We start from the raw sequence: 23,413 nt of genomic DNA, 5'->3' as shown, positions 1-23,413 counted from the left end.
AATTTTACATAATAGAAATCCTGTAATAGTAGTGTTTTAAACGAGCAATCAAAACAAAGTACCGCTTAGGTAAGCGTATTGTTCTATACAGCATTCGTTGACTGTTTCACCCGTCAGCCACTACAATACAACATTGAAATTTTTATTATTATTTGAAGGCTTTCCTCCATGGTTTTACCTGATAAATTTATATTCTCGATGAGTCGAGTATCTAAGGTTGTGCCACCTAAGCGCACTATCTTAAAAGATATTTCGTTACACTTTTTTCCTGGCGCTAAAATTGGTGTGCTTGGTTTAAACGGTTCTGGTAAATCTACGTTACTACGTATTATGGCCGGTGTTGACCAAGATTTTGAAGGTGATGCACATCCTCAGCCTGGTACAAAAATTGGTTATTTACCGCAAGAGCCTGTTTTAGACGAAAGCAAAACAGTTCGTGAAATTGTTGAAGAAGCTGTTGGCGAAGTTAAACACGCACTTAAACGTCTTGACGAAGTGTATAACGAATACGCCATGGAAGACGCTGACTTTGATGCACTTGCAAAAGAACAAGGCGAGCTTGAAGCTGTTATTCAGGCGCACGATGGTCATAACATCGACAACGTTTTAGAACGCGCAGCTGATGCACTTCGCCTGCCAGAGTGGGATGCTAAAATTGAGCACCTTTCAGGTGGTGAGCGTCGTCGTGTTGCTATATGTCGATTATTGCTTGAAAAACCAGACATGCTTATTCTCGATGAACCAACTAACCACTTGGATGCTGAGTCGGTTGCATGGTTAGAGCGCTTCTTACACGATTACGAAGGCACTGTTGTGGCGGTAACGCATGACCGTTACTTCCTTGATAATGTAGCGGGTTGGATATTGGAGCTTGACCGTGGTGAAGGTATTCCATGGGAAGGTAACTACTCTTCTTGGCTTGAACAAAAAGATGCGCGCTTACAGCAAGAACAAAAATCTGAAAAAGCACGTCAAAAATCAATTGCACAAGAACTTGAATGGGTTCGTTCAAATCCTAAAGGTCGTCAAGCTAAGTCAAAAGCACGTATGGCTCAGTTTACTGAAATGCAGCAGTCTGATTACCAAAAACGTAACGAAACTAACGAGATGTTTATTCCACCTGGCCCGCGTTTAGGCGACCAAGTACTTGAAGTAACAAATCTTCGTAAGAGTTTTGGCGATCGCGTTTTAATTGACGATTTAAGCTTTAGTATGCCAAAAGGTGCCATTGTGGGCATTATTGGTGCTAATGGCGCGGGTAAATCAACGCTGTTTAAAATGATCAGTGGTGAGCAAAAGCAAGACAGCGGTAGCATTACCGTTGGCGAAAGCGTACACCTTGCTACTGTTGATCAGTTCCGCGACGGTATGGACGAAAGCAAAACTGTTTTCCAAGAAATATCAGACGGCCAAGACGTACTAAAAATTGGTAACTTTGAGTTCCAAAGCCGTGCGTATGTAAGTCGCTTTAACTTTAAAGGTAACGATCAGCAAAAGTTTGTTAAAGACCTATCAGGTGGTGAGCGTAACCGTTTACACCTTGCTAAGTTATTAAAAGCTGGCGGCAATGTGTTACTACTCGATGAGCCAACCAATGACTTGGACGTTGAAACACTACGTGCACTAGAGAACGCTATTTTAGAGTTTCCTGGTTGTGTAATGTGTATCTCGCATGACCGTTGGTTCCTTGACCGTATTGCTACGCACATTTTAGATTACCGCGACGAAGGTCAAATTAACTTCTTTGATGGTAACTATACTGAATACGAAGAGTGGCTTAAAAAGACACTAGGTGCAGCAGCAACTGAACCTAAACGTATTAAGTACAAAAAAATTGGTTAATATTTACTGTAGCTAATTTATTACAGTAATACTAAGCCCTGCATTTATGCGGGGCTTTTTTATGCCACCAGCATTACAGGAGCATATCCTGCTAGCATGTAGAGAATTACCCGCTATGCTTAATTTATTATAAAAACAGTAAGGCTAAATTAGGTTATGCAAAATCGTCGTCAGTTTTCTCGTGTTTTATTTTCAACCGATGCACAAGTGATTTTTAATGATCACCAATACCCATGTAAATTACTTGATGTATCTTTGCATGGCGCATTAATCACTAAATGTGATGCTTTTATTGGCAACCAAAATAGCCAAGCTGTTCTGCGTTTTTCGCTGCCTCAAAGCGAAATAGAAATAAAAATGGAGGTTGTGGTGTGCCATATAGAAGCAGATCATATTGGTTTAAAATGCCACCATATTGATATAGACAGCATTACTTATTTAAAGCGTTTAATAGAGCTAAACTTAGCTGATGACGAACTATTACATCGCGAACTCGCTATGTTGATTCACGACACGCAAGAATAGACTCATTTGGATTAGTTGATTACCATAGTGCAAACTTTTTAACTTGTGCAAACATGACTTTAAATCCACATTTACCTTTGGTGTATCACCCTAACTACTCGTTTAATTTCGATCCAAAGCATCGTTTTGCAATGAGTAAGTTTGCACATTTATATCAGCATGTTGCAGAGCTTGGTTTGATTGGCGATAACCTGGTTGAGCCAATATTAGGCACGCCAGAGCCACTTGAGCTAATACACTGCGAAAATTACATACACGATTTGTGGAATAACCGCTTAGATGAAAAAGCAATGCGTCGCATTGGCCTACCTTGGTCAAAAGAGCTTATGGCACGTACCTTTACAGCTCCTCAAGGTACTTTGCAAACAGCTCGTTTAGCACTTAAACATGGTATAGCGTGCCACTTAGCCGGTGGTACACACCATGCGCATACCGATTTTGGCTCGGGCTACTGCATGGTTAATGATTTAGCCTTTACCACGCAAACTTTAATTGAATCGGGTGAAGTAACTAACGTACTTATTTTTGATTTAGACGTGCACCAAGGTGATGGCACAGCCGCAATGTTAGAGCATCAAGCATACGCTTATACTTGTTCTATCCATTGTGAAAAAAACTTCCCCTTTAGAAAGTCCGCTAGCGATTTAGATATTGGCTTAGCCGATAATATGAAAGACGACGAATACCTTGCCGTAGTTGACGACACCTTGAGTTATTTACTTAAAGAGCTAAACCCAAGCTTGGTACTTTACGATGCTGGCGTTGATATTTGGCAAGGCGATGGCTTGGGTAAATTAGATATAAGCTGGGATGGCATAGTTAAGCGCGACCATTTAGTGCTAAAACGCTGCCTTGAACACAACACACCCGTTGCTACAGTAATAGGTGGTGGCTATGATAAAGACCATCTTCGCCTCGCTAAACGCCATGCTATTGTTGTTGAGCAAGCCGCTCGCTTTTAGTTTGAAATAAAAATGTTAAATTCTCGTTCTTATTTAATATGTAAAATAAGAACGAACATATTATGAAGCAACTATTTATTGCCATCGCACTAATTTTTATAAGCTTTACAAGCCATTCGCAAGAAGAAAGTACGCAAGAAACATACCCTAAGCTACCTACATTAAATTTACAAATGGCTGATGGGTCTGCACTCAATACTCAAGATTTATTAGGTCAACCTTACGTTTTACACTTTTGGGCAACGTGGTGTCCGTACTGTAAAAAGCTGCAGCCAGCACTTCAAAAAATTGATGATATGGGCTTAAAAGTTATTGCCGTGAGCTTTAAAGAAGATGACGATGCTACTCCCGCTAAAGCGCTTAGCGATAGAGGTTATACTTTTAAAACAGCCGTAAAAGCCGATGCAATAGCACAGCAATTAGGTATACGAGGCACACCTACTACATTGTTTGTAAATAAAGAAGGCAATGTAATTTGGCTGACTAATACGTCAAACCCAGAGGACGCAAACCTACATTTAAAGGCACGAACATTGTTGCACTCCATATCTGAGTAATAATATAGGTCTAAATTTAGTTTAAAAATATAAGTAATATAAACTTTATACTACAATTTAAGCTCATAAATTAATTGAGATTATAATGCGCCTACTACTTACTTTATTACTAATCACTTTAAGTGGCTTTGCCGCAGCTAAAGAAGAAAAAGCAGAACTTCCACCGGTAGACCCCGCTTACAATGCTGAGCATCCTATGGCTTTGGTTAATCAAGGCTCGTCTATTATTGCAATGAATTTACCCACCTATAATTTACCCAATGATGTGCAAGTTGTTTATAAAATAGGAAACCCCGATGTTCCATTTTTAGGCTTTGTTAGAAATGCCGAGTTAATCACCGTAAAGCCACAAGCGTTTAATATTCAGCATTTAATGCGTGGTGAAGAAATTACGATTATTGCCGATATTTACGAGGGTGATTATCAACAAGGTGGTAGTTTAATTTATTCAAAAAAAGAGTTGGTCTTGAGTAAGCAGCTGTATGCCAGAGAACTAAAAGATTTAAGTGAATCATCGCAATGGCAAGACTACGACATGATTACACTAAGCGGCACTGAGCGTATTTATATTCATAAAATTCAAAAAGCACCGAGCTATAACCATCTTATTTTTGTCGATTTAGTTAATGCGTGTATGCAAAAGCTTCGTACCTCAAAACGTGTCCCAGCTGAAAATGAGCTTACTTATAAATTTATTAATTGCGGCACCCTTAAACCACTTTATTACAATGCTGATGATTTTATGAAATAGTCATTTATATTCAGTTATTAGTTTGAGCCCTTGCTTCATTGCCTCAACTGATTGTCCTGCAAAGCCTAAGCGAACATAACTATATTGCTTAGGCATTAAACTTCTCACTGAATCAGCAAAGTAAAACTCATATTCTGCTTGTAAATATATGCTTTTACTTTGCATTGCTTGTTTTATATTACTCGTATTTTTATTTAAGTTAACCCACATTGCCATGCCGCCATCTGGCTTTTTATACTCTATTGGTAACCCCTGTGATTGCAGCAACGCCAACGTGTTGTCCATTGCTTCATAACGTTGTTTATAGTGTTTAGTCATGCGCTTTAAGTGTCGCTCAAATCCACCTTCTTGCATAAAGTGCGCAACGGCTAGCTGCATAACCACATCATTTTTATGATTCATTAACTGCTTCCATGCGGTTAACTGTGCTAATACTTCAGGAGCTGCACAAATGTAGCCAATTCTAGCGCCTGAGAACATGATTTTAGAAAATGTAGATAAGTAAATAATAATCCCAGCGGGATCGTCCCCAGCCATAGGCTGTAATGGCTGACAGCGATAATGAAACTCGTGATCGTAATCATCCTCTACAATCATTACGCCATACTCATAACATAATTGATAAATTTGCATGCGCCGTGTAGGCGAAAGCGTAACGGTAGTTGGGTATTGATGTAGCGGGGTTAAGTAGAGCATTTTTATTGGATATCGTTTAAGTTGCGCTTTTAAATCATCAACACATAAACCATATTCATCTTGTTTTATATCTATTAATTGCGCGCCACAAGCAGCAAACGCTTTACGTGCTGGCGGATAGCCTAAAGTTTCAACGGCTACGAAGTCATCTTTACTTATAAATGCCTTTGAAATTAAAAATAAAGCTTCTTGTGAGCCATTACATACAAGTAAGTCTGATACTTTTAAACTTCTAGTTTTATGTAAGTAATCACTTATCTGAGTTTTTAGCTCACTCACTCCAGCTATATCGCCATAATGAAGTTTACTGGTATCTAAATGATTAAATATATGACTTACAGAGCGTTTAAATTCTTTATAGGGAAAGCTATTTAAATCAGGAAGTCCACCTGCGAAATTATATACGTAGTCTTTTAAATTCATTGCCAGAGCAGGCACGGCTAACTCTGTAGCAAATTTATAAGGTTTTGGTGTTAAAACTGGCGTGTGCTCACAGTTAACACTGCTTTGAATTGGAAGTGTTTGAGTGACGCTATACCCAGAGCGTTCATGGGACTCTAGCCATCCTTCGGCTACTAATAACTGCAATGCGTTCATTATTGTATGACGGTTTAACTGATACGTTTGCGCCATAACTCGAGCAGAACTTAGTTTTGTACCAGGTGCAATATCTCCCTTTACGATAGAACCGCGCAGAGCATCTGCAACTTGTAAGTACTTAGCTTTGTTTGAGTTATTAAATTCAATATTAAGCGGTTGCATGTTATTCCTTTAAAACTGGTATAGCTAAAAAGCCAATTCTGGTTGTTTTTACCAAACCAAATAAGCGTACATTTGTTGCTCGTAAATAGCAAAGCTTAGAGGCAACATGTTTACTCAACAGATACATAAAACAAATAAGGTCATATTAGAGCCATTAAATTATGAGCATTTAAAAGGCTTATATAAAGCTGGGCAACATCCAAAAATATGGGAATGGGTATTAAGCAACTATACAAAAACACCCGAACAGTTAAAGGAATGGTTTACTACAAGTGCACAATTTAATAAAAAAGAACAAATTGTATTTGCCATAATAGACATAGCCAGCAAAGAGGTTGCAGGCACTACACGACTATTTAGATTAGATGCACATAACTTAAGTGCTGAAATTGGTCATACATTTATAAGCAATCACTGGCAGCAAACTTATATTAATACTCACACTAAATATTTACTGCTTAGCTATGCTTTTGACGCGTTGAATTTAGTGCGAATAACATTTAATACTCACGAACAAAATCAAAAATCTCGAAATGCAATTACTCGACTAGGAGCCCTATTTGAAGGTATAGCTTATGAAGACAGGCTCCTTAGTGATGGGAGTTACAGAAGCACTGCAAAATTTAGCATTATTGACGAGCATTGGCAGAGTATTAAATTACAGTTAGAGGAGAAGCTTTAATGTACCCACCAATACATTTTCAAGAACATAATATTGAACGTTTGCAGACATTAGTTGAGCAATTCCCTCTAGCGAGTATTTTAATGCCCTGCTCGCAAAGTGACTTAAATAATATATGCCAAGTACCTGTATTATATGAGTCCTCACGTAATGTATTTATGGCTCACGTAGCAAAACATAACCCGCTAGCGCAATGTGATAAACAGTCAGTAAAATTACTATTTAGTGGCGATAACTGTTATCTATCTCCCTCGTATAGTAATAATAAAACACTGCCGAGCTGGCTTTATTCATCAGTACAAGTAACTGCAAATGTGAATATTATTGAAAGCGATAATGAGAAAGACAAAATAATGCGGCAATTAACGAGCCATTTTGAGCAAGGCTTTACGCCAATGTGGAAGATTACTGACGTGCCCAAAAGCAATCGCCAAGCAATGTATCTACAATTAAGCTTTATAGAATTTACTCCCACTCATTGGAGTGGAAACTTTAAGCTAAGCCAAAATAAATCACCTGAGGTAAGAGCACGCATAAAACAAAGCCTAAAACTTGCCAATAAGCGCTCTATTGCAAAACTATTTTAGGCATAAAAAAAGGCTCTTTCGAGCCTTTGGATTAACTTTGGAATAGTCAAAAATTTTAAATTAGGTCAGCGTTAATAGCTGTGGAGCAACGCTATGATAATCAACAGCCATAGCAATACTTAACGCTGTAATATTAATAATTGAAAATGCGAACACTTTACGTGCCCAACTGCTCATATCAATATTACGACGATAACCACGCAGCGCCATTAGCAACCACCAAAAGCTGGTAATACAAGCAACAGCCATAAAAGCAGCACCTGTGTAGCCAGTAATTGGCAGTAACATCACCACTAATGCGTATACAGCGATGTAAAGTACAATGTGGCGTTTTGCTTTGTCGATACCTTGCGCTACAGGTAATACTGGAATACCTGCAGCTTGGTAGTCTTTAAAGCGAAAAATAGCGATAGCATAAGAGTGCGGCATTTGCCACAAGCTAAACATAACTAGCAGTATTAACGCGCCCATATCGAACTGCCCTGTTACGGCGCAGTAACCTACTACTGGCGGTACAGCGCCAGAAAGGCTGCCAACAAAAGTGCCATATACTGAGTTACGTTTCATGTAGAGGCTATAAACCCCTACATAAATTACGTAGCCAAAGGCTGCAAAAAATACCGCGGCTTGAGTGGTATAGGCGATAAGTAAACCAAAGCCAATAACGCCCAATAAAACACCGTGGCTAAGTGCAGCAAAGGCCGACATTTCGCCTGTTACTGTTACCCGCGTACGAGTACGTGCCATGGCTACGTCTATGTCTCTATCTATAACATTGTTGATAGCACAACCTGATGCAACCACTAGCGACAAACCAATTAATGTGGCAATCATTAACCATGGATCTATATCACCGCGCGAGGCAAGTAAAAACCCACCCGCTACGCTGATCAAATTGCCCATAATAATACCCGGCTTTGTCACTGATAAATAACGACGAAACATCTTCAACTCCTAGTACATCATCATTGCGTTAGATTCATAAATGATCCAAACAGATAACCCAACAACCATTACGATGATCAGAGCACTGAATAGGAATGAGAAAGTACTTGCACGGCCATTTTCGGTGGTAAAATTAAGGTGTAAAAAGTACTTTAAATGCACCCAAATTTGTACGATTGCAAAAGTAACAATGCTCCAAAGCGTTGTTGCTTTTGAGAAGTCACCTTCCATAACCATATAAAACGGTATAGCAGTTAAAATTACCGATAGCACAAAGCCAATTAAGTAAGTTTTAACACTTCCATGAGATTCATCATGATGATCACTTTGCGCTTGTTTTAACGCATGCGTTTCGCTGTGGCTCATTACATTGCTCCCATCAAATAAACAACGGTAAATACACAAATCCAAACAATGTCTAAGAAGTGCCAAAATAGGCTTAAGCAGCTTAAACGCGTTACGGTTGCTTTGCCTAGACCACGTTTAGCAACTTCAATCATCATTATGGTCATCCAAATTAGTCCAGCCGTTACATGTAATCCATGTAAGCCAACTAATGAGAAAAACGATGTTAAAAAGGCACTTTGTTGTGGGCCATTACCGTGCACAATTAGGTGATGAAATTCGTATACTTCCATACCAATAAACACAGCACCTAAACAAAACGTAACAAATAACCAAGTAAGTGTTAGTGCCTTTTTTTGCCCTTGAGCGGCAATCATGGCAAAGCCAAAGGTAATACTACTAATAAGTAGTGCAGCAGTTTCTACTGCTACAAAGTCGAGTTCAAAAATATCTTTACCCGATACACCACCGGCTGTGTTCATAAAGAGCACAGCGTAAGTGGCAAAAAACGAGGCAAACAATAGGCAATCGGTCATTAGGTATAACCAAAAACCGAATATGGTGTCACCCGATGTATCGTGATGATCATGCACGTGGGCATGATCATCGTGCGATACTGATTCTAAATTTGCAGAAAGTGTACTCACGCTTTTAGCTCCTTAATGCCACTTGAATTATACGCAGCTTCAGTGCGTGCAATTTCATCAGGTTGAATATAGTAATCAACATCGCTGGTGTAACAACGTTTGATAAAGATGGCAATTGCGCCGACTAGCCCAACAACAGCTAACCACCAAATATGCCAAATCATTGCAAAACAGAATACTGTTAAGCTTGCTGCCATTAACACGCCAGCTGATGTGTTTTTAGGCATATGAATAGGGCTATAGTTTGCTTTATCTTGGTATGCTTGGCCTTTTTCTTTCATGTCGGTCCATGCATCAATATCATCGATGTGTGGAATTGTTGCAAAGTTATAAATTTGCGGAGGTGAACTTGTAGCCCACTCAAGTGTATGGCCGTTCCATGGATCGCCTGTTGTATCGTCAAGCGCTTCACGGTCTCTAAAGCTCACATATAATTGAATTACTTGGCTAACAATACCAAACATAATAATTACAGCACCGCCTGCGGCAATGTATAACCAAATGTTCCAATCTGGGTTGTTAGTGTGGTTTAAACGACGTGTCATACCTAAGAAACCAAGTACGTACAACGGCATAAATGCAACGAAGAAACCGATAATCCAACACCAGAATGATGCTTTGCCCCATTTTTCGTTAAGTTTAAAGCCCATTGCTTTAGGGAACCAAAATACAAAACCAGCAAGGTAGCCAAATACAGCACCACCAATAATGGTGTTATGAAAATGTGCAATTAAGAATAAGCTGTTATGCAGTACGTAATCGGCACCAGGAATAGCAAGTAATACACCGGTCATACCGCCTACGGTAAAGGTAACCATAAAGCCAAGTGTCCAAAGTACCGGTACGCTAATACGTAAGCGACCTCGGTAAATGGTAAATAACCAGTTAAACAACTTAACCCCAGTTGGTACAGCAATAACCATGGTCATTACCCCAAAGAACGCGTTAACGTTAGCACTCGACCCCATCGTAAAGAAGTGATGTAACCAAACAATAAAGCCTAAAATTGAGATTGCACCGCTGGCGTAAACCATCGATTTGTAACCAAATAAACGTTTACCGGCAAAGGTAGAAATAATTTCAGAGAAAATACCAAACGCTGGTAATACTAATATGTATACCTCAGGATGACCCCATGCCCAAAACAGGTTGATGTACATCATGGCGTTACCGCCCAATTCATTGGTAAAGAAGTGGAAATCGAGATAACGGTCAAGCGTTAGCATTGCAAGTACAGCAGTTAAAATTGGGAATGATGCTGCAATTAAAATGTTTGCCCACGTACATGTCCATGTGAAAATTGGCATTTTCATTAGGGTCATACCTGGTGCACGCATTTTAAACACGGTTGCTAAAAAGTTTACTGCTGTTAGAAGTGTACCGAGCCCGGATATTTGCAAGGCCCAAATATAATAATCTACCCCCACCCCAGGGCTAAAGGTCAACTCCGAAAGCGGTGGATAGGCCACCCAACCTGTTTTAGCAAACTCACCAAACACTAGCGACATATTAATTAAAATGGCACCGCTGGCTGTAAACCAAAAGCTTAAGTTATTTAAAAATGGGAATGCAACATCGCGAGCACCAATTTGCAGTGGTAAAACAATGTTCATTAAACCAATCATAAATGGCATAGCCATAAATATGATCATAATTACGCCGTGGGCAGTAAATATTTGGTCGTAGTGTTCAGGTGGTAAATAACCGGGCGCACCACTGGTAGCAAGCGCTAACTGAGCACGCATCATAATGGCATCAGAAAAACCACGGAACAGCATTATTAGTGCTAAAAGAATATACATTACGCCTAAGCGTTTATGATCAACAGACGTGATCCAGTCGCGCCAAAGCACGCCCCATTTTTTATACTTTGTAATAAGCCCGGCAATAATAAGCCCAGCTATCGCAATAACCGACATCGTGAACACAAGAATTGGCTCATGAAACGGAATTGCGTCTATTGTTAGTTTACCTAATAACGACATTATTATTCCTCGCCCTGGCTGTGAGATGATGGCATTGAGTGTTCATCCATTGCTTGATGCTTCTTACTCATTTGCCCATGTTCGCCCATTGCATGTTGCTTTTTGTTCATATCGCCATGTGCCTGCATGTATTTCATAACGATGGTATGAAATAAGCCGTCATCAACTTTACCGTAATAAGCAACTGGGTTATTTTCGCTTGCTTTTGCAAGTTCAACATAATTTGCATGAGTAAGATTATTAGCGCTTGAATTCGCTTTTACATCACTCACCCACTTATCAAAACCAGCTTGAGTAGGTGTAGCAATGGCATTAAACTTCATACCAGTAAAGCCTGCACCACTGTAATTTGCCGAAAAGCCTTTAAATGTACCTGGCTCATTAGCAATTAAGTGAAGCTTGGTTTCCATACCGGCCATTGAGTATATTTGACTACCCAATTGCGGAATAAAAAATGAATTCATTGTGCTCTCTGAAGTGATTTTATATTCAACAGGTACATTAGCCGGAAACACTAATTCATTAACCGTAGCAATACCTTGCTCAGGATAAATAAATAGCCACTTCCAGTTTAATGAAACCACTTCAACAGTAAGATGCTTACCTTTACCTTCAATTGGTTTGTAAGGGTCTAGCTCTTGGGTAGACACCCAGGTAATAACACCTAAAATAATCACAATAACAATAGGGACAGCCCAAACTGCGGCTTCAATTTTATTTGAATGAGCCCATTTTGGAGCGTAAATTTCATGAGTTTGCGTGTCTCTATATTTCCATGCGAAATACAAAGTCATCACAATAACGGGAACGACTACAAGCAACATAAGCACGGTTGCGATGATGATTAAATTTTTCTCATCTATGCCTATCTGCCCTTTTGGATCGAGTATCCCGCCTTTACAGCCTGACAACGCCAGCACTGTACTAGCTAAAGCAATATTACAAAGGTTACGAATTAACAAGGGAGTATCCTACAAACCTAAAAGTTCTAATTTGCTGCTTTAAATAAAAAACAAAGCAACGATTTTTCGGTAAAAACCCAAGTTAACTGGAATTAAATTATAAAAAATAAGGGGGCTATTCAAAACCTAAAGCTCATGCCAATAATGACCTAGCAACAAACCCAGCTTTCTAAACGCATTTATATAACGTAATAAAAGTTAACTTGGGTGAGTGGTGGTTGGCTGAAATGTGTTTAAAAAACACTGAGCTACTTTGTTTTAGCTAACCTTAATTATTTACAGCAAGAACAAATAATTAAAACCAGCAACAAAATGCAGCCTTACAGACAACCTGTAAAGCTAGGTGGAGCACGACAACCGTGTGCAACTTGCACTGGCTGAAGAACTTTAGCCTCGCTAAAAGCAAAGGCTGCTTTACGGAGGATAATTCCAGCACGACGCGCTGGAAAAATATGGAACAATAGCCAGCAAAGGCCAATAAGTAACTGACTTGATATGATCGGATGAGCTAAAAATTGCACAATAGTAAGTAACAGCGGCTCTACAATAAACCCATCACTTAATAGCGCTTCAAGCTTGAAGGCATCCTCTAGTGCACCGCTTAGCAACATTACAGTATTAAACACTAATAAAGTTATAGCTACACACACGCCCTTGCCTGCTTTATTCAAGCGCTCACACGTCTGCGGCTCGCCAGAGGCAAGATCCGTATTTGTATGATGCAAAGAAAGTGTGTTCAAAAACATTAACCTACTAAAATGACTATAACAAAATTAGAGGAATACAGTTTGCAATGGAAAAATTTAAAAAACATTGCTGTTGTAAGCCCTAAAACCAGGTGCTAAATACAATCAAATCCAGCTAGCACATATTTACCTAGCGAAAATTGATCCGTATCAATCAAACTTTCAAAACTTACTGAAAGTTCGAACGTGAGTATAACAAAGAGAATTTTCTGTTCAACTAAAAATCAATTAATTTTGGTTAAGCTTTCAAAGCTATTTTGTTAATAAAAAATAACAATATAAAAAACAATGAGTTAGCTTGAATTGAAAATAATTTAAAGCAGAATATTTAATAAAATTATAGGTTTTTTTGGAAGGAATAATAATTGTGTGGCACAAATAAAAACAGCTCAAATTCAGTCACCACCGAAATTGAGCCGCTTTTCACACTGACAACATCTTCACACACAATATAAAGATTTTTTGTTTACACTGCGTGGCATTGTAAGGAAATAAAAACAACTCAAATGCAGTCACCACCGAATTTGAGTTGCCTTTCACACTGACAACATCTTCACACACAATATAAAGATTCTTGGTTTACATTACGTGGCATTGTAGGGAAATAAAAACAACTCAAATGCAGTCACCACCGAATTTGAGTTGCCTTTCACACTGACAACATCTTCACACACAATATAAAGATTCTTGGTTTACACTGCGTGGCATTGTAGGGAAATAAAAACAACTCAAATGCAGTCACCACCGAATTTGAGTTGCCTTTCACACTGACAACATCTTCACACACAATATAAAGATTCTTGGTTTACATTACGTGGCATTGTAGGGAATAAAAACAACTCAAACTCGTTCTTTATGGAAGTGAATCCACCGAACTTGAGTTGTCTTTCACACTGACAACATCTTCACACACAATATAAAGATTCTTTTAAGCGAGGCTAACTTGCCTCAAGCTTATGACGAGAGCCTTGCTCTGTGTCTATGGTTAAACTTTAGAGTGTTAGCTCCAATTTGACAAACGAGAAAAATAAACCTAATAGGTGAAAAAAACTAAACTATAGACGTTTGTCTAATACATTAAGATTGGATTACTTTAGAAGCTATCGAGTTAAGCAGTTTTACAGACACAAAAAAAGCGCTATAAAGCGCTTTTTAATATTTAAGGCGGGCTTAAATAATTTGGTTTTCTTTCCAGGCTTGCTCTTTTGCTAAACGGTTTTTGCGTTTATCACATGGATCATCGCAATCACAGGCTTTATCAATACCAACCGAACCTAAACCACCACAGCTGCTTGCCATAGATTTTTTTTGCACGATCATACCAACGGCCATAGCCGAAACTATCAAAATTAGTAAGCCAAAAGTAAGAAGAAAAAGTGACATTGCTTAGCCCCTATTGATCAGCAATTAATTAAACTCAAACATTTTTGAGCGACTGCTATTATATACCCAAATAACGCGAAAATAAACAAGCCAGCACCATACTACAAATAAGGTTTAAATGCAGGGCTTGAATAAGTAACTAAACCCTTATTTGATTTACCTATTAAGTATACCGGTAAATCGTGCTGCTGAGCGTATGCTTGCGCTTTTTCCATACCCATCACAGTAAGTGCAGTCGCTAAACCATCTGCCGTCATAGCGCTTGGATGAAGCACAGTTACCGACACTAAGTCGTGCTTAATAGGCATGCCGGTCACGGGATCAATTAAATGAGTATAGATCTCGCCATCCATTTTATAAAAAATACGGTAATCACCTGACGTAGCAATACCGTTTGTACCTGGCGATAAAACACGGTGTACCTTTCGCTCTCCAGGTTGCGCATCTGGTTGCTCAATCGCAATTTTCCAATCCTGATTATTTGGCTTTTCACCTGCTATACGCAGCTCTCCACCAATCTCAACCATGTAATTGGTAATACTGTGGCTTTCTAATAACTGCGCTACTTTATCAATACCATAGCCTTTAGCCGTTGCCGAAAACGAAAGCTCTAACCCATTAACTGTTTTAGACAGTCCTTGCTCATCTAAAATAAGTTTATCAATACCTATTTTTTCGACCATAGTTGCAAGCTCTTCATCACTTGGGCGATTGGTTGGTTTTTTATCAGGACCAAAGCCCCATAAATCAATTAAAGGCCCCATAGTGACATCGAGTGTTTTAGTTGATTCGCCTAAGCGAATAGACTCGCTGATAACAGCCCTAAAATCTTCGCTAATTGGCATAACTTGATTTGCTGGTAATCTGTTAAATGTATTTATTTCAGAGTCTTCTATGTAAGTAGACATAGACTGATTCACATCTTTTAAAACAGCGTCTATTTGCAGCTGTAATTGTGAAGCTGATAGCTGGCCCTGCTCATCGTAATATTTAATATGATAAGTGGTGCCCATAGTCTTACCTTCTAAAAAGGTTTCCCTCGACTCTGGTTTTTCACCACACCCAGACAGTAATAAGGTCAGTGTGATTAGTAAAAAGGCCATTATGCCTTGTGAAGTACTTACTCGATTCATAACAGCTCTACTTAATAGATTGATAAAATTAAAGAATAAAAAAAGCCTCGTAACACAAGTGCTACGAGGCTGGTATTTTAACCAAAACTAAACTGTTTTGGTATTAGTGTTAGCCACCGAAGTCATCTAGTAAGATATTTTCGTCTTCAACACCTAAATCTTTAAGCATAGTAATAACTGCCGCGTTCATCATTGGAGGACCACACATGTAGTACTCACAATCTTCTGGCGCTTCGTGGTCTTTAAGATAGTTCTCAAATAACACGTTATGGATAAAGCCAGTATAGCCTTCCCAGTTATCTTCAGGTTGTGGATCTGAAAGTGCTGTATGCCATACGAAATTAGGATTTTCAGCGGCTAGGCCGTCAAAATCTTCTACGTAGAACATTTCACGTTCAGAACGTGCACCATACCAAAAGCTCATCTTACGTTTAGAGTTCAAACGTTTAAGTTGGTCAAAGATATGTGAACGCATTGGCGCCATACCAGCACCACCACCAACAAAGATCATTTCTGCATCTGTGTCTTTAGCAAAGAACTCACCAAATGGACCTGAAATAGTTACCTTGTCGCCTTTTGTAAGTGACCAAATGTACGAAGACATTTTACCACATGGCAAGCTTAGGTTTCTTGGAGGCGGAGCAGCAATACGCACGTTAAGCATAATGATGCCTTCTTCTTCTGGGTAGTTAGCCATTGAGTATGCACGAATTGTTTCTTCGTCTACTTTTGACTCCAGGTCGAAGAAACCAAAATGATTCCAGTCGCCACGATATTCTTCAGGAACATCGAAATCTGCATATTTAACATGGTGAGGTGGCGCTTCGATTTGGATGTAACCACCCGCACGGAAAGGCACTGACTCATCACCAGGGATTTGCAGTTTAAGTTCTTTAATGAAGGTTGCTTTGTTATCGTTAGAGATAACTTCACAGTCCCACTTTTTAACACCGAAAATTGACTCTTCAAGCTCAATTTCCATGTCGTTTTTAACATTTACCTGACACGCTAAACGACAGCCTTCACGGGCTTCACCTTTAGAAATGTGATCAAGCTCAGTTGGCAGGATATCACCACCACCTTCTTTAATGTGTACACGACATTGACCACAAGAGCCACCGCCACCACAAGCAGATGATACAAATATACCTGACTCAGATAATGCACTTAAAAGCTTATTACCTGCTGATGTAGTAATGGCTTTGTCTTTATCGCCATTAATACCGATGATGATGTCACCGCTTGCAACTAACTGAGATTTAGCACCAATGATCACTAAAACTAGTAGTACAACGATAGCGATAAAAACACCAACGCCTAAGAAAATCTGATAATCCATGATTTATCCTCGCTACCCTTTACAGTGAAATACCAGAGAATGACATAAAGCCAAGTCCCATTAAACCAACAGTGATGAAGGTAATACCTAAACCACGTAAGCCATCTGGTACGTCTGAATATTTCAGTTTCTCACGGATACCTGCAAGTAATGTAATTGCAAGCGCCCAACCAACACCAGCGCCAATACCATAGACAACAGACTCGCCGAAGTCATAGTTACGCTCAACCATGAAAGATACCGCACCAAATATTGCACAGTTAACTGTGATAAGTGGCAAGAAGATACCTAATGCGTTGTATAGTGCAGGGAAAAACTTATCTAATGCCATTTCAAGAATTTGCACAAGTGCTGCAATAACACCAATGAAAGTTAAGAAACGTAAAAAGCTAAGATCCGCATCTGGATAACCTAACCAAGTAAGTGAACCTGGTGCAAGTACCGCATGGTAAACCAAGTTGTTAACAGGTACAGAAATACCCAATACAACTATAACCGCTATACCTAGGCCAATTGATGTAGTTACTTTTTTAGATACTGCTAAAAAAGTACACATGCCTAAGAAGAATGACAACGCTAAGTTCTCAATAAAAACGGCTTTTACAAATAAACTAATATAATGTTCCACTATTTGCCCCTTACGCTTTAGCTTCTACTTGGTCTTTCTTATAAGTACGAAGTACCCATATGAATAAACCAATGATGAAGAATGCACTCGGTGGTAAGATCAATAGACCCATAGGCTGATACCAACCGCCATCTTGTACTAATGGGATAATATCAACACCGAATAGTGAACCCTTACCGAATAGCTCACGAATGAAACCAACAGTAAGTAGTACTACAGAGTAACCTAAGCCATTACCAATACCGTCAAGGAAAGACATAATTGGTGGCGACTTCATCGCATATGCTTCAGCACGACCCATTACAATACAGTTAGTAATAATTAGACCAACGAATACAGAAAGCTCTTTTGCCGTAGCGTAAGAGAATGCCTGTAATACTTGGTCAACAACGATTACCAACGATGCAATAATTGTCATTTGTACGATGATACGAACAGATGATGGGATCTGGTTACGAATAAGCGAGATAAAGAAGCTCGAAAATGCAGTTACTAATGTCAATGCGATTGACATGATTAACGCATTTTTTAAGCTAGACGTTACCGCTAGCGCAGAACAAATACCAAGTACTTGTAGTGCGATTGGGTTGTTAGCTAAAACCGGACCAAATAGGACCGCCTTCATTTCTTTAGTATCAGCCATTATTTCAATGCTCCTTTACGTACTTTCGCAAGGAAAGGGCCAAAGCCATTTTCGCCAGTCCAAAAGTCAACTGCATGATCAACACCGTTAGACGTTAATGTAGCACCTGAAAGACCATCGATCTTATGCTCATCATTGCCCGCAGTACCTTTAACAATTTGAATTGGAAGTTCTTTACCTTCCCATGTAGCAGTCCACTGTGGATTTTGGATTTCGCCACCTAGACCTGGGGTTTCATTATGCTTGTAAAAGATAATGCTCTTAACTGTTTCAGCGTCGCTTTCAAGCGAGATAAAACCGTACATTAAGCCCCATAAGCCGTAGCCTTGGATAGGAAGAATAATTGCATCAACTGAGCCATCTTCTTTTTTAGAGATATACACCGGCGACTCTTTAGTCACACGTTGAATACCAGCAATATCTTTAACGCCTTTCTCTTGAAGAGAAACACTTAGCGCTGCATCATATTTGCTTTTTTCAAAATCAAAAATTGTTGGGTCTGTATCTACAAACTCACCTGTAGTCATGTTTACAACGCGCGCTTCGATTTTTGCATCAAATGTTTCTAAAACATTTTCAACTTTATCGATACCCGCAGCAGCCAAGATATTGCTTTGAATATCTTTGTTTTTATTAGCTTGCTGTAAAGGACGAAGCTGTACAGAAGCAAACGATACAATGATTGCACACACTAAACATAGTGCTACAACAACTGATAACGTTTTACCGATTGATTCGTTATTACTAGACATTACGTGCCAACCTCCGCTTAATATTAGCCTGCACTACAAAGTGATCGAACAGTGGAGCGAATAAGTTAGCAAATAAGATTGCTAGCATCATACCTTCTGGGAAAGCAGGATTCACAACACGTATCATAACCACCATAAAGCCAATTAATAGACCATATGCCAATTTACCTTTGTCAGTAAATGCAGCTGATACAGGGTCAGTAGCCATAAAGAACATACCAAACGCAAAGCCACCGAGTACTAAATGCCAATACCAAGGCATTGCAAATACAGGGTTAGTTTCTGAGCCAACAGCATTTAGTAAAAATGCAGTTGCTACCATACCTAGGAATACACCTAGTACGATGCGCCAAGAAGCGATACGAACGTAAATTAAGAACAAACCACCTACTAACAATGCAAGTGTAGATGTTTCACCTACAGAACCTTGAATGAAACCGTAAAACGCATTCCACCATAATTCCATGTTTGCAAAGTCTAGTTGCCCGATGAAAGCTTGGCCTAGCATAGTTGCACCAGAGAAAGAATCTACTGCTGTCCATACTGTGTCACCCGAGATTTGAGCTGGGTATGCGAAGAATAAGAACGCACGACCGGCTAAAGCAGGGTTTAAGAAGTTACGGCCAGTACCACCAAAGATTTCTTTAGCGATTACTACACCAAACGTAATACCTAACGCAACTTGCCATAAAGGGATCGTTGCAGGCAAAATAAGTGCGAATAATACTGAAGTAACGAAGAAACCTTCGTTAATTTCATGCTTACGCACAGAAGCAAATATTACTTCCCAAAAACCACCTACTGCAAATGTTACCGCGTAGATAGGTAGGAAGAAACATGCTCCATAGAACATCTTAGCGCCCCAGCCTGCATCAGCGGTTAATTCACCACCGAATAACTGGAACAAACCAACTTGCCACGTGTTTGCTAGTTCAAAACCTTGTGCTAAAGCACCTGCGGCCTGATGACCGATATTGAACATACCAAAAAACATAGCTGGGAACGTCGCCATCCACACTAAAATCATCATGCGTTTTAGGTCGATATTATCGCGTACGTGTGTCGCGCCTTTATTTACGTAGCCTGGTGTATAAAAAATAGTTGCAGCTGCTTCATACAGCGCATAAAACTTCTCATATTTACCACCGGCTTCAAAATTCGGCTCGATATCTTCTAGATATTTTTTTAAACCCATCTCTCTAGCCTTCCTTCTCGATCGTAGTTAAGCAATCGCGTAGGATAGAACCATACTCGTATTTGCCTGGACAAACGAAGGTACATAACGCTAAATCTTCTTCATCAAGTTCAAGCGCGCCCAATGAAATTGCACTGTCTAAATCGCGTGCAATTAAGTCACGTAATAATAGAGTAGGCAAAATATCTAGCGGCATTACGCGCTCGTAGCTACCAATTGGTACCATGGCACGTTTTGAACCCCCTGTTGACGTTGTCATTTTAAATAAACGACTCGGCGCAAGGTGAGAAAGGAATGTACGCGTTACAGAGAATTTATCACTACCTGGTGCAATCCAGCCAAACAATTCTTTTTCGCGACCCTCAAGTAAAACAGATACTTGAACGTGGTAACGACCTAAGAATGCATGAACACCGTTTGAAATAGAACCTGATAGAACAGAACCAGAAATAACGCGGTTATCTCCGTCTTCTAGCTCACCAGCCACTAAATCATCCAATGAAGCACCTAATTGTGTCTTCACTAAACGTGGGTTTTTAACGCGAGGACCTGCAAGCGAAATAACACGATCTGTGTAAATTTCACCAGTAAGGAATAGGTGACCATACGCAATAACGTCTTGGTAACCAATATGCCAAACTTGTTTGCTAACAGAAACTGCATCAAGATGATGGATATGAGTGCCAACGAGGCCAGCCGGATGCACACCACCAAACTCATGTACTTCTACTTGAGCTATAGATGAGCTAGGAACTTGGCTACCTGCTTTTTTACACACAAATACTTTGCCATCGGTCAAACGCGAAATAACAGCAAGACCCGCTTCAAATGCTTGCGCATTTTCGGCAATTATCACTGCAGGATCTGCAGCTAATGGGTTTGTGTCAGTTGCGGTCACGAAAATAGAACTAGGATTTGCATCCACAGCCGCTACTTTACTGAATGGGCGAACACGAAGTGCTGTCCATTGACCAGACTGGATAAGTACTTCTTTGGCTTTTTCACGCTCTAAGCTCGCAAGCTCGTCTGCTTTGAAAGAGTCAAAGGTGATTTGCTCACTGCCTGCTACTTCAATAACAACAGATTGCAGCACACGTTTAGCACCACGATTTATTTCTTTTACTGTGCCAGAAGCTGGAGCAGTAAATAGGACGCCTGGGTTCTTTTTATCTTCAAAAAGTACCTGGCCTTTTTTGACTTGGTCATCCACACGAACATGCATGGTTGGACGCATACCGATAAACTCTTCGCCAAGCACAGCTACACGTTTGACAGCAGAACCGTCATGTATAACTTGCTGTGGCGCGCCCTCTAAGGGTAAATCCAGACCTTTTTTTATATTGATCATACGCACTTGCATTACATTAAAGGAAAGAAACTGAAAAATCGTATCAACCACGTCGCCATTTGAGTTATTCCAAGTTATATCAAGGTACAAAAGAGCAGCTTGCTAGAAATATCAAACAAGCAACGTAGTAAAACTCATCACATATTGTCGAGATTTTAACATCATTTTAGATGACTATGCGAGTGTATTTATGAAAATTATACGACAGAAACACTTATTTAGTTTTGTTAAGTGATTTAAATAAAAATCAAGGTAGACCAAAGTGGTAGCCTAAGCAATTATCGTTCCTGATTTCATCGCAAATTAAACAAATCGCATAATACAAAAAAAGCCGCTATTGCGGCTTTTTATAACTAAATTCTGTTAGTCAATCATATTAGCAATTGGCTTAACTGAATCTATGTCTTGATCATAGTCAACACCGTCTATACCAAAACCAAATAAGCGTAAAAACTCATTATGGTAACCAACATAGTCTGTTAGCTCATCAATGCTGCTTGTATCAACACTATCCCATACAGCTTGAACGCGTGCTTGCACATCGTCTTCTAGCTCTTTATAGTTTTGGAATAAATGCCCACCGTCGTCAAAGCGAGGCGATTCACCATATAGGTTTTCACTAAATAATGCGTGAATTTGCTCAATGGTGCCTTCATACGTGCCATCTGCTTTCATAACTTTAAATAAAGCAGAAATATATAACGGCATAATAGGAATAGCAGAACTTGCTTGTGTCACTACTGCATTAAGTGATGAAACATACGCCTCACCATTTAAATCTTTTGTCGATTCTTTAATAGCAGCCGTTGCACGGTCTAAATCTTCTTTAGCTTTACCAATAGTAGCGTGTCCGTATATTGGCCATGTTAGCTCTTTACCAATATAAGTATACGCTGTAGTTTTAAAGTTATCGGCTAATACATCCGCTTCTTTTAATGCGTCAATCCACATTTCCCAATCTTCACCACCCATTACTTTAATAGTGTTGTCGATATCGCCTTGATTTGCAGCTTCAACCGTAATTTCATCAATTTCACGCTTTGATGTATTTAAATTTTTAGTGGTTACTGCATTACCTATTGGCTTAAGTGTAGATGAGAACACTTCGCCTGTATTTGGATCAGTACGACGAGGAGACGCTAGGCTGTAAATAATACAATCTACTTTACCCAAATCTGCTTTAATAGTGTCGATTGCTTTTTGCTTGATTTCGTTAGAAAACGCATCGCCATTAATATTTTTAGACCAAAGACCCGCTTCGTCTGCAGCTTCTTGAAAAGCAGCAGTATTGTACCAACCAGCAGAACCTGTTTTACGATCTGTACCTTCTTTTTCAAAGAAAATACCTAATGTTTTAGCACCACCACCAAACGCAGCAGTAATGCGCGATGCCAAGCCGTAGCCTGTTGATGCGCCAATAACTAATACATTTTTTGGTGCACTTTTTAATGCGCCTTGTTGTTTTACATAGTTAATTTGTTCTTGAACATGCTCTGCACAACCAGCTGGGTGTGCGTTTGTGCAGATAAATCCACGAATTTTAGGCTTAATGACCATTGATCATCCTATATCTTTTACAATAAAAATTAGCGCTAGTTTAAAGGCTAATACTAAAAACACTGATCTGATCAGTTAAACACTCATCAAATACTCTAAAACATTACTTAGCTAATTTTAGAGCCACCCATACAATTAGGTGAATCAGGCGCTTCACCGCCCTGCTCTGCATACTCATCGGGTGTATATGTATGAATAGCGAGTGCATGAATATGATTTGCTAACTCATCTTTTAAAATTTCATTAATTTCGCGATGACGTTGTAATAAACGCTTACCCGCAAAACCTTCGCTAACCACTACTACTTTAAAGTGTGATTCAGTGCCAGCACTGTGCATATGGCTTTCGTTAATCACGTTTAAATGTTTACACGCAATGGCGTTGCTTATTTTTTCTTGGATCTGTTGCTGCATTGACATAAAAAGACCGTTTTAATTAGCT

Annotated in this window: 24 protein-coding genes; 7 read left to right on the top strand and 17 right to left on the bottom strand. The window is 39.4% G+C overall.

Features of this window, described 5'->3' with window-relative positions:
- The first annotated feature begins 168 nt into the window (after positions 1-168).
- The 5 genes from ettA to CXF76_RS17255 all read left to right on the top strand — a co-directional run bounded on the left by ettA (position 169) and on the right by CXF76_RS17255 (position 4,637).
- Entirely contained in the window at positions 169-1,842 is a 1,674-nt protein-coding gene (gene ettA / locus CXF76_RS17275) for an energy-dependent translational throttle protein EttA (RefSeq protein WP_007581203.1), read from the top strand.
- A gap of 156 nt (positions 1,843-1,998) precedes the next feature.
- The gene (locus CXF76_RS17270) at positions 1,999-2,367 is read left to right on the top strand and encodes a PilZ domain-containing protein (protein ID WP_007581201.1); all 369 of its coding nucleotides are present in this window, start codon (positions 1,999-2,001) and stop codon (positions 2,365-2,367) included.
- 53 nt (positions 2,368-2,420) lie between these two features.
- Positions 2,421-3,329 carry a histone deacetylase family protein gene (locus tag CXF76_RS17265; RefSeq protein ID WP_024589271.1) on the top strand — a complete coding sequence of 303 codons (909 nt, stop codon included), beginning with the start codon at positions 2,421-2,423 and terminating at the stop codon, positions 3,327-3,329.
- A 62-nt stretch (positions 3,330-3,391) separates the two neighbouring features.
- Complete coding sequence (locus tag CXF76_RS17260; protein ID WP_101164213.1) at positions 3,392-3,886, top strand: TlpA family protein disulfide reductase; 495 nt, start codon at positions 3,392-3,394, stop codon at positions 3,884-3,886.
- An 85-nt stretch (positions 3,887-3,971) separates the two neighbouring features.
- Positions 3,972-4,637: a hypothetical protein gene (locus tag CXF76_RS17255; protein WP_024589272.1), complete on the top strand. Its 666-nt coding sequence runs from the start codon at positions 3,972-3,974 to the stop codon at positions 4,635-4,637.
- Here the strand turns inward: CXF76_RS17255 and pdxR are convergent, their stop codons facing one another.
- On the bottom strand, positions 4,638-6,095 hold the full coding sequence (pdxR, locus tag CXF76_RS17250; RefSeq protein WP_101164212.1) for a MocR-like pyridoxine biosynthesis transcription factor PdxR: 1,458 nt from the start codon (positions 6,093-6,095) through the stop codon (positions 4,638-4,640).
- A gap of 106 nt (positions 6,096-6,201) precedes the next feature.
- Here pdxR and CXF76_RS17245 point away from each other — a divergent pair, with 106 nt between their 5' ends.
- Together CXF76_RS17245 and CXF76_RS17240 are read left to right on the top strand one after the other, a co-directional pair.
- Positions 6,202-6,777: a GNAT family N-acetyltransferase gene (locus CXF76_RS17245; RefSeq protein ID WP_101164211.1), complete on the top strand. Its 576-nt coding sequence runs from the start codon at positions 6,202-6,204 to the stop codon at positions 6,775-6,777.
- Positions 6,777-7,364, top strand: coding sequence for an FMN-binding negative transcriptional regulator (locus CXF76_RS17240; RefSeq protein ID WP_024589275.1), 588 nt, complete (start codon positions 6,777-6,779; stop codon positions 7,362-7,364). Before CXF76_RS17245 ends, CXF76_RS17240 begins: the two co-directional genes overlap by 1 nt.
- Positions 7,365-7,424: 60 nt before the next feature.
- Here the strand turns inward: CXF76_RS17240 and cyoE are convergent, their stop codons facing one another.
- The 16 genes from cyoE to CXF76_RS17160 form a co-directional block, all read right to left on the bottom strand.
- The gene (gene cyoE, locus CXF76_RS17235) at positions 7,425-8,309 is read right to left on the bottom strand and encodes a heme o synthase (RefSeq protein WP_007581172.1); all 885 of its coding nucleotides are present in this window, start codon (positions 8,307-8,309) and stop codon (positions 7,425-7,427) included.
- A 9-nt stretch (positions 8,310-8,318) separates the two neighbouring features.
- Entirely contained in the window at positions 8,319-8,675 is a 357-nt protein-coding gene (gene cyoD, locus CXF76_RS17230; protein WP_024589276.1) for a cytochrome o ubiquinol oxidase subunit IV, read from the bottom strand.
- A complete protein-coding gene (gene cyoC, locus CXF76_RS17225; RefSeq protein ID WP_024589277.1) occupies positions 8,675-9,301 on the bottom strand; it encodes a cytochrome o ubiquinol oxidase subunit III in 627 nt (208 codons plus the stop codon). The genes cyoD and cyoC overlap by 1 nt, the downstream gene beginning before the upstream one ends.
- On the bottom strand, positions 9,298-11,286 hold the full coding sequence (cyoB, locus tag CXF76_RS17220) for a cytochrome o ubiquinol oxidase subunit I (protein ID WP_007581166.1): 1,989 nt from the start codon (positions 11,284-11,286) through the stop codon (positions 9,298-9,300). The genes cyoC and cyoB overlap by 4 nt, the downstream gene beginning before the upstream one ends.
- A gap of 2 nt (positions 11,287-11,288) precedes the next feature.
- On the bottom strand, positions 11,289-12,248 hold the full coding sequence (cyoA, locus tag CXF76_RS17215) for a ubiquinol oxidase subunit II (protein WP_024608764.1): 960 nt from the start codon (positions 12,246-12,248) through the stop codon (positions 11,289-11,291).
- A gap of 320 nt (positions 12,249-12,568) precedes the next feature.
- Positions 12,569-12,988 carry a hypothetical protein gene (locus CXF76_RS17210; RefSeq protein WP_007581161.1) on the bottom strand — a complete coding sequence of 140 codons (420 nt, stop codon included), beginning with the start codon at positions 12,986-12,988 and terminating at the stop codon, positions 12,569-12,571.
- A gap of 1,176 nt (positions 12,989-14,164) precedes the next feature.
- Positions 14,165-14,377, bottom strand: a complete 213-nt coding sequence (nqrM, locus tag CXF76_RS17205) for a (Na+)-NQR maturation NqrM (protein ID WP_007376137.1) — start codon at positions 14,375-14,377, stop codon at positions 14,165-14,167.
- A 101-nt stretch (positions 14,378-14,478) separates the two neighbouring features.
- A complete protein-coding gene (locus CXF76_RS17200; RefSeq protein WP_007584895.1) occupies positions 14,479-15,510 on the bottom strand; it encodes an FAD:protein FMN transferase in 1,032 nt (343 codons plus the stop codon).
- A 109-nt stretch (positions 15,511-15,619) separates the two neighbouring features.
- Complete coding sequence (nqrF, locus tag CXF76_RS17195) at positions 15,620-16,849, bottom strand: NADH:ubiquinone reductase (Na(+)-transporting) subunit F (RefSeq protein ID WP_007584893.1); 1,230 nt, start codon at positions 16,847-16,849, stop codon at positions 15,620-15,622.
- A 19-nt stretch (positions 16,850-16,868) separates the two neighbouring features.
- The gene (gene nqrE / locus CXF76_RS17190) at positions 16,869-17,477 is read right to left on the bottom strand and encodes an NADH:ubiquinone reductase (Na(+)-transporting) subunit E (protein ID WP_007584892.1); all 609 of its coding nucleotides are present in this window, start codon (positions 17,475-17,477) and stop codon (positions 16,869-16,871) included.
- Positions 17,478-17,487: 10 nt separating this feature from the next.
- Positions 17,488-18,120, bottom strand: coding sequence for an NADH:ubiquinone reductase (Na(+)-transporting) subunit D (locus tag CXF76_RS17185; RefSeq protein ID WP_007584891.1), 633 nt, complete (start codon positions 18,118-18,120; stop codon positions 17,488-17,490).
- Positions 18,120-18,872 carry a Na(+)-translocating NADH-quinone reductase subunit C gene (locus CXF76_RS17180; RefSeq protein ID WP_007584890.1) on the bottom strand — a complete coding sequence of 251 codons (753 nt, stop codon included), beginning with the start codon at positions 18,870-18,872 and terminating at the stop codon, positions 18,120-18,122. The genes CXF76_RS17185 and CXF76_RS17180 overlap by 1 nt, the downstream gene beginning before the upstream one ends.
- Positions 18,865-20,067 (bottom strand): NADH:ubiquinone reductase (Na(+)-transporting) subunit B, encoded by a 1,203-nt coding sequence (locus CXF76_RS17175; RefSeq protein WP_007584889.1) that lies wholly within the window; start codon positions 20,065-20,067, stop codon positions 18,865-18,867. Before CXF76_RS17175 ends, CXF76_RS17180 begins: the two co-directional genes overlap by 8 nt.
- 4 nt (positions 20,068-20,071) lie before the next feature.
- Complete coding sequence (locus CXF76_RS17170; protein WP_024608762.1) at positions 20,072-21,415, bottom strand: Na(+)-translocating NADH-quinone reductase subunit A; 1,344 nt, start codon at positions 21,413-21,415, stop codon at positions 20,072-20,074.
- A gap of 363 nt (positions 21,416-21,778) precedes the next feature.
- A complete protein-coding gene (gene fabV, locus CXF76_RS17165) occupies positions 21,779-22,972 on the bottom strand; it encodes an enoyl-ACP reductase FabV (RefSeq protein WP_101164210.1) in 1,194 nt (397 codons plus the stop codon).
- A gap of 107 nt (positions 22,973-23,079) precedes the next feature.
- Entirely contained in the window at positions 23,080-23,391 is a 312-nt protein-coding gene (locus tag CXF76_RS17160; RefSeq protein WP_007584885.1) for a BolA family protein, read from the bottom strand.
- Between the last annotated feature and the right edge of the window lie 22 nt (positions 23,392-23,413).

Origin of the sequence: Pseudoalteromonas sp. 78C3, from assembly GCF_002836695.1 — a bacterium.
GTDB classification, from domain to species: Bacteria; Pseudomonadota; Gammaproteobacteria; order Enterobacterales; family Alteromonadaceae; genus Pseudoalteromonas; species Pseudoalteromonas arctica.
This window is presented reverse-complemented; position numbering and strand designations above follow the sequence as displayed.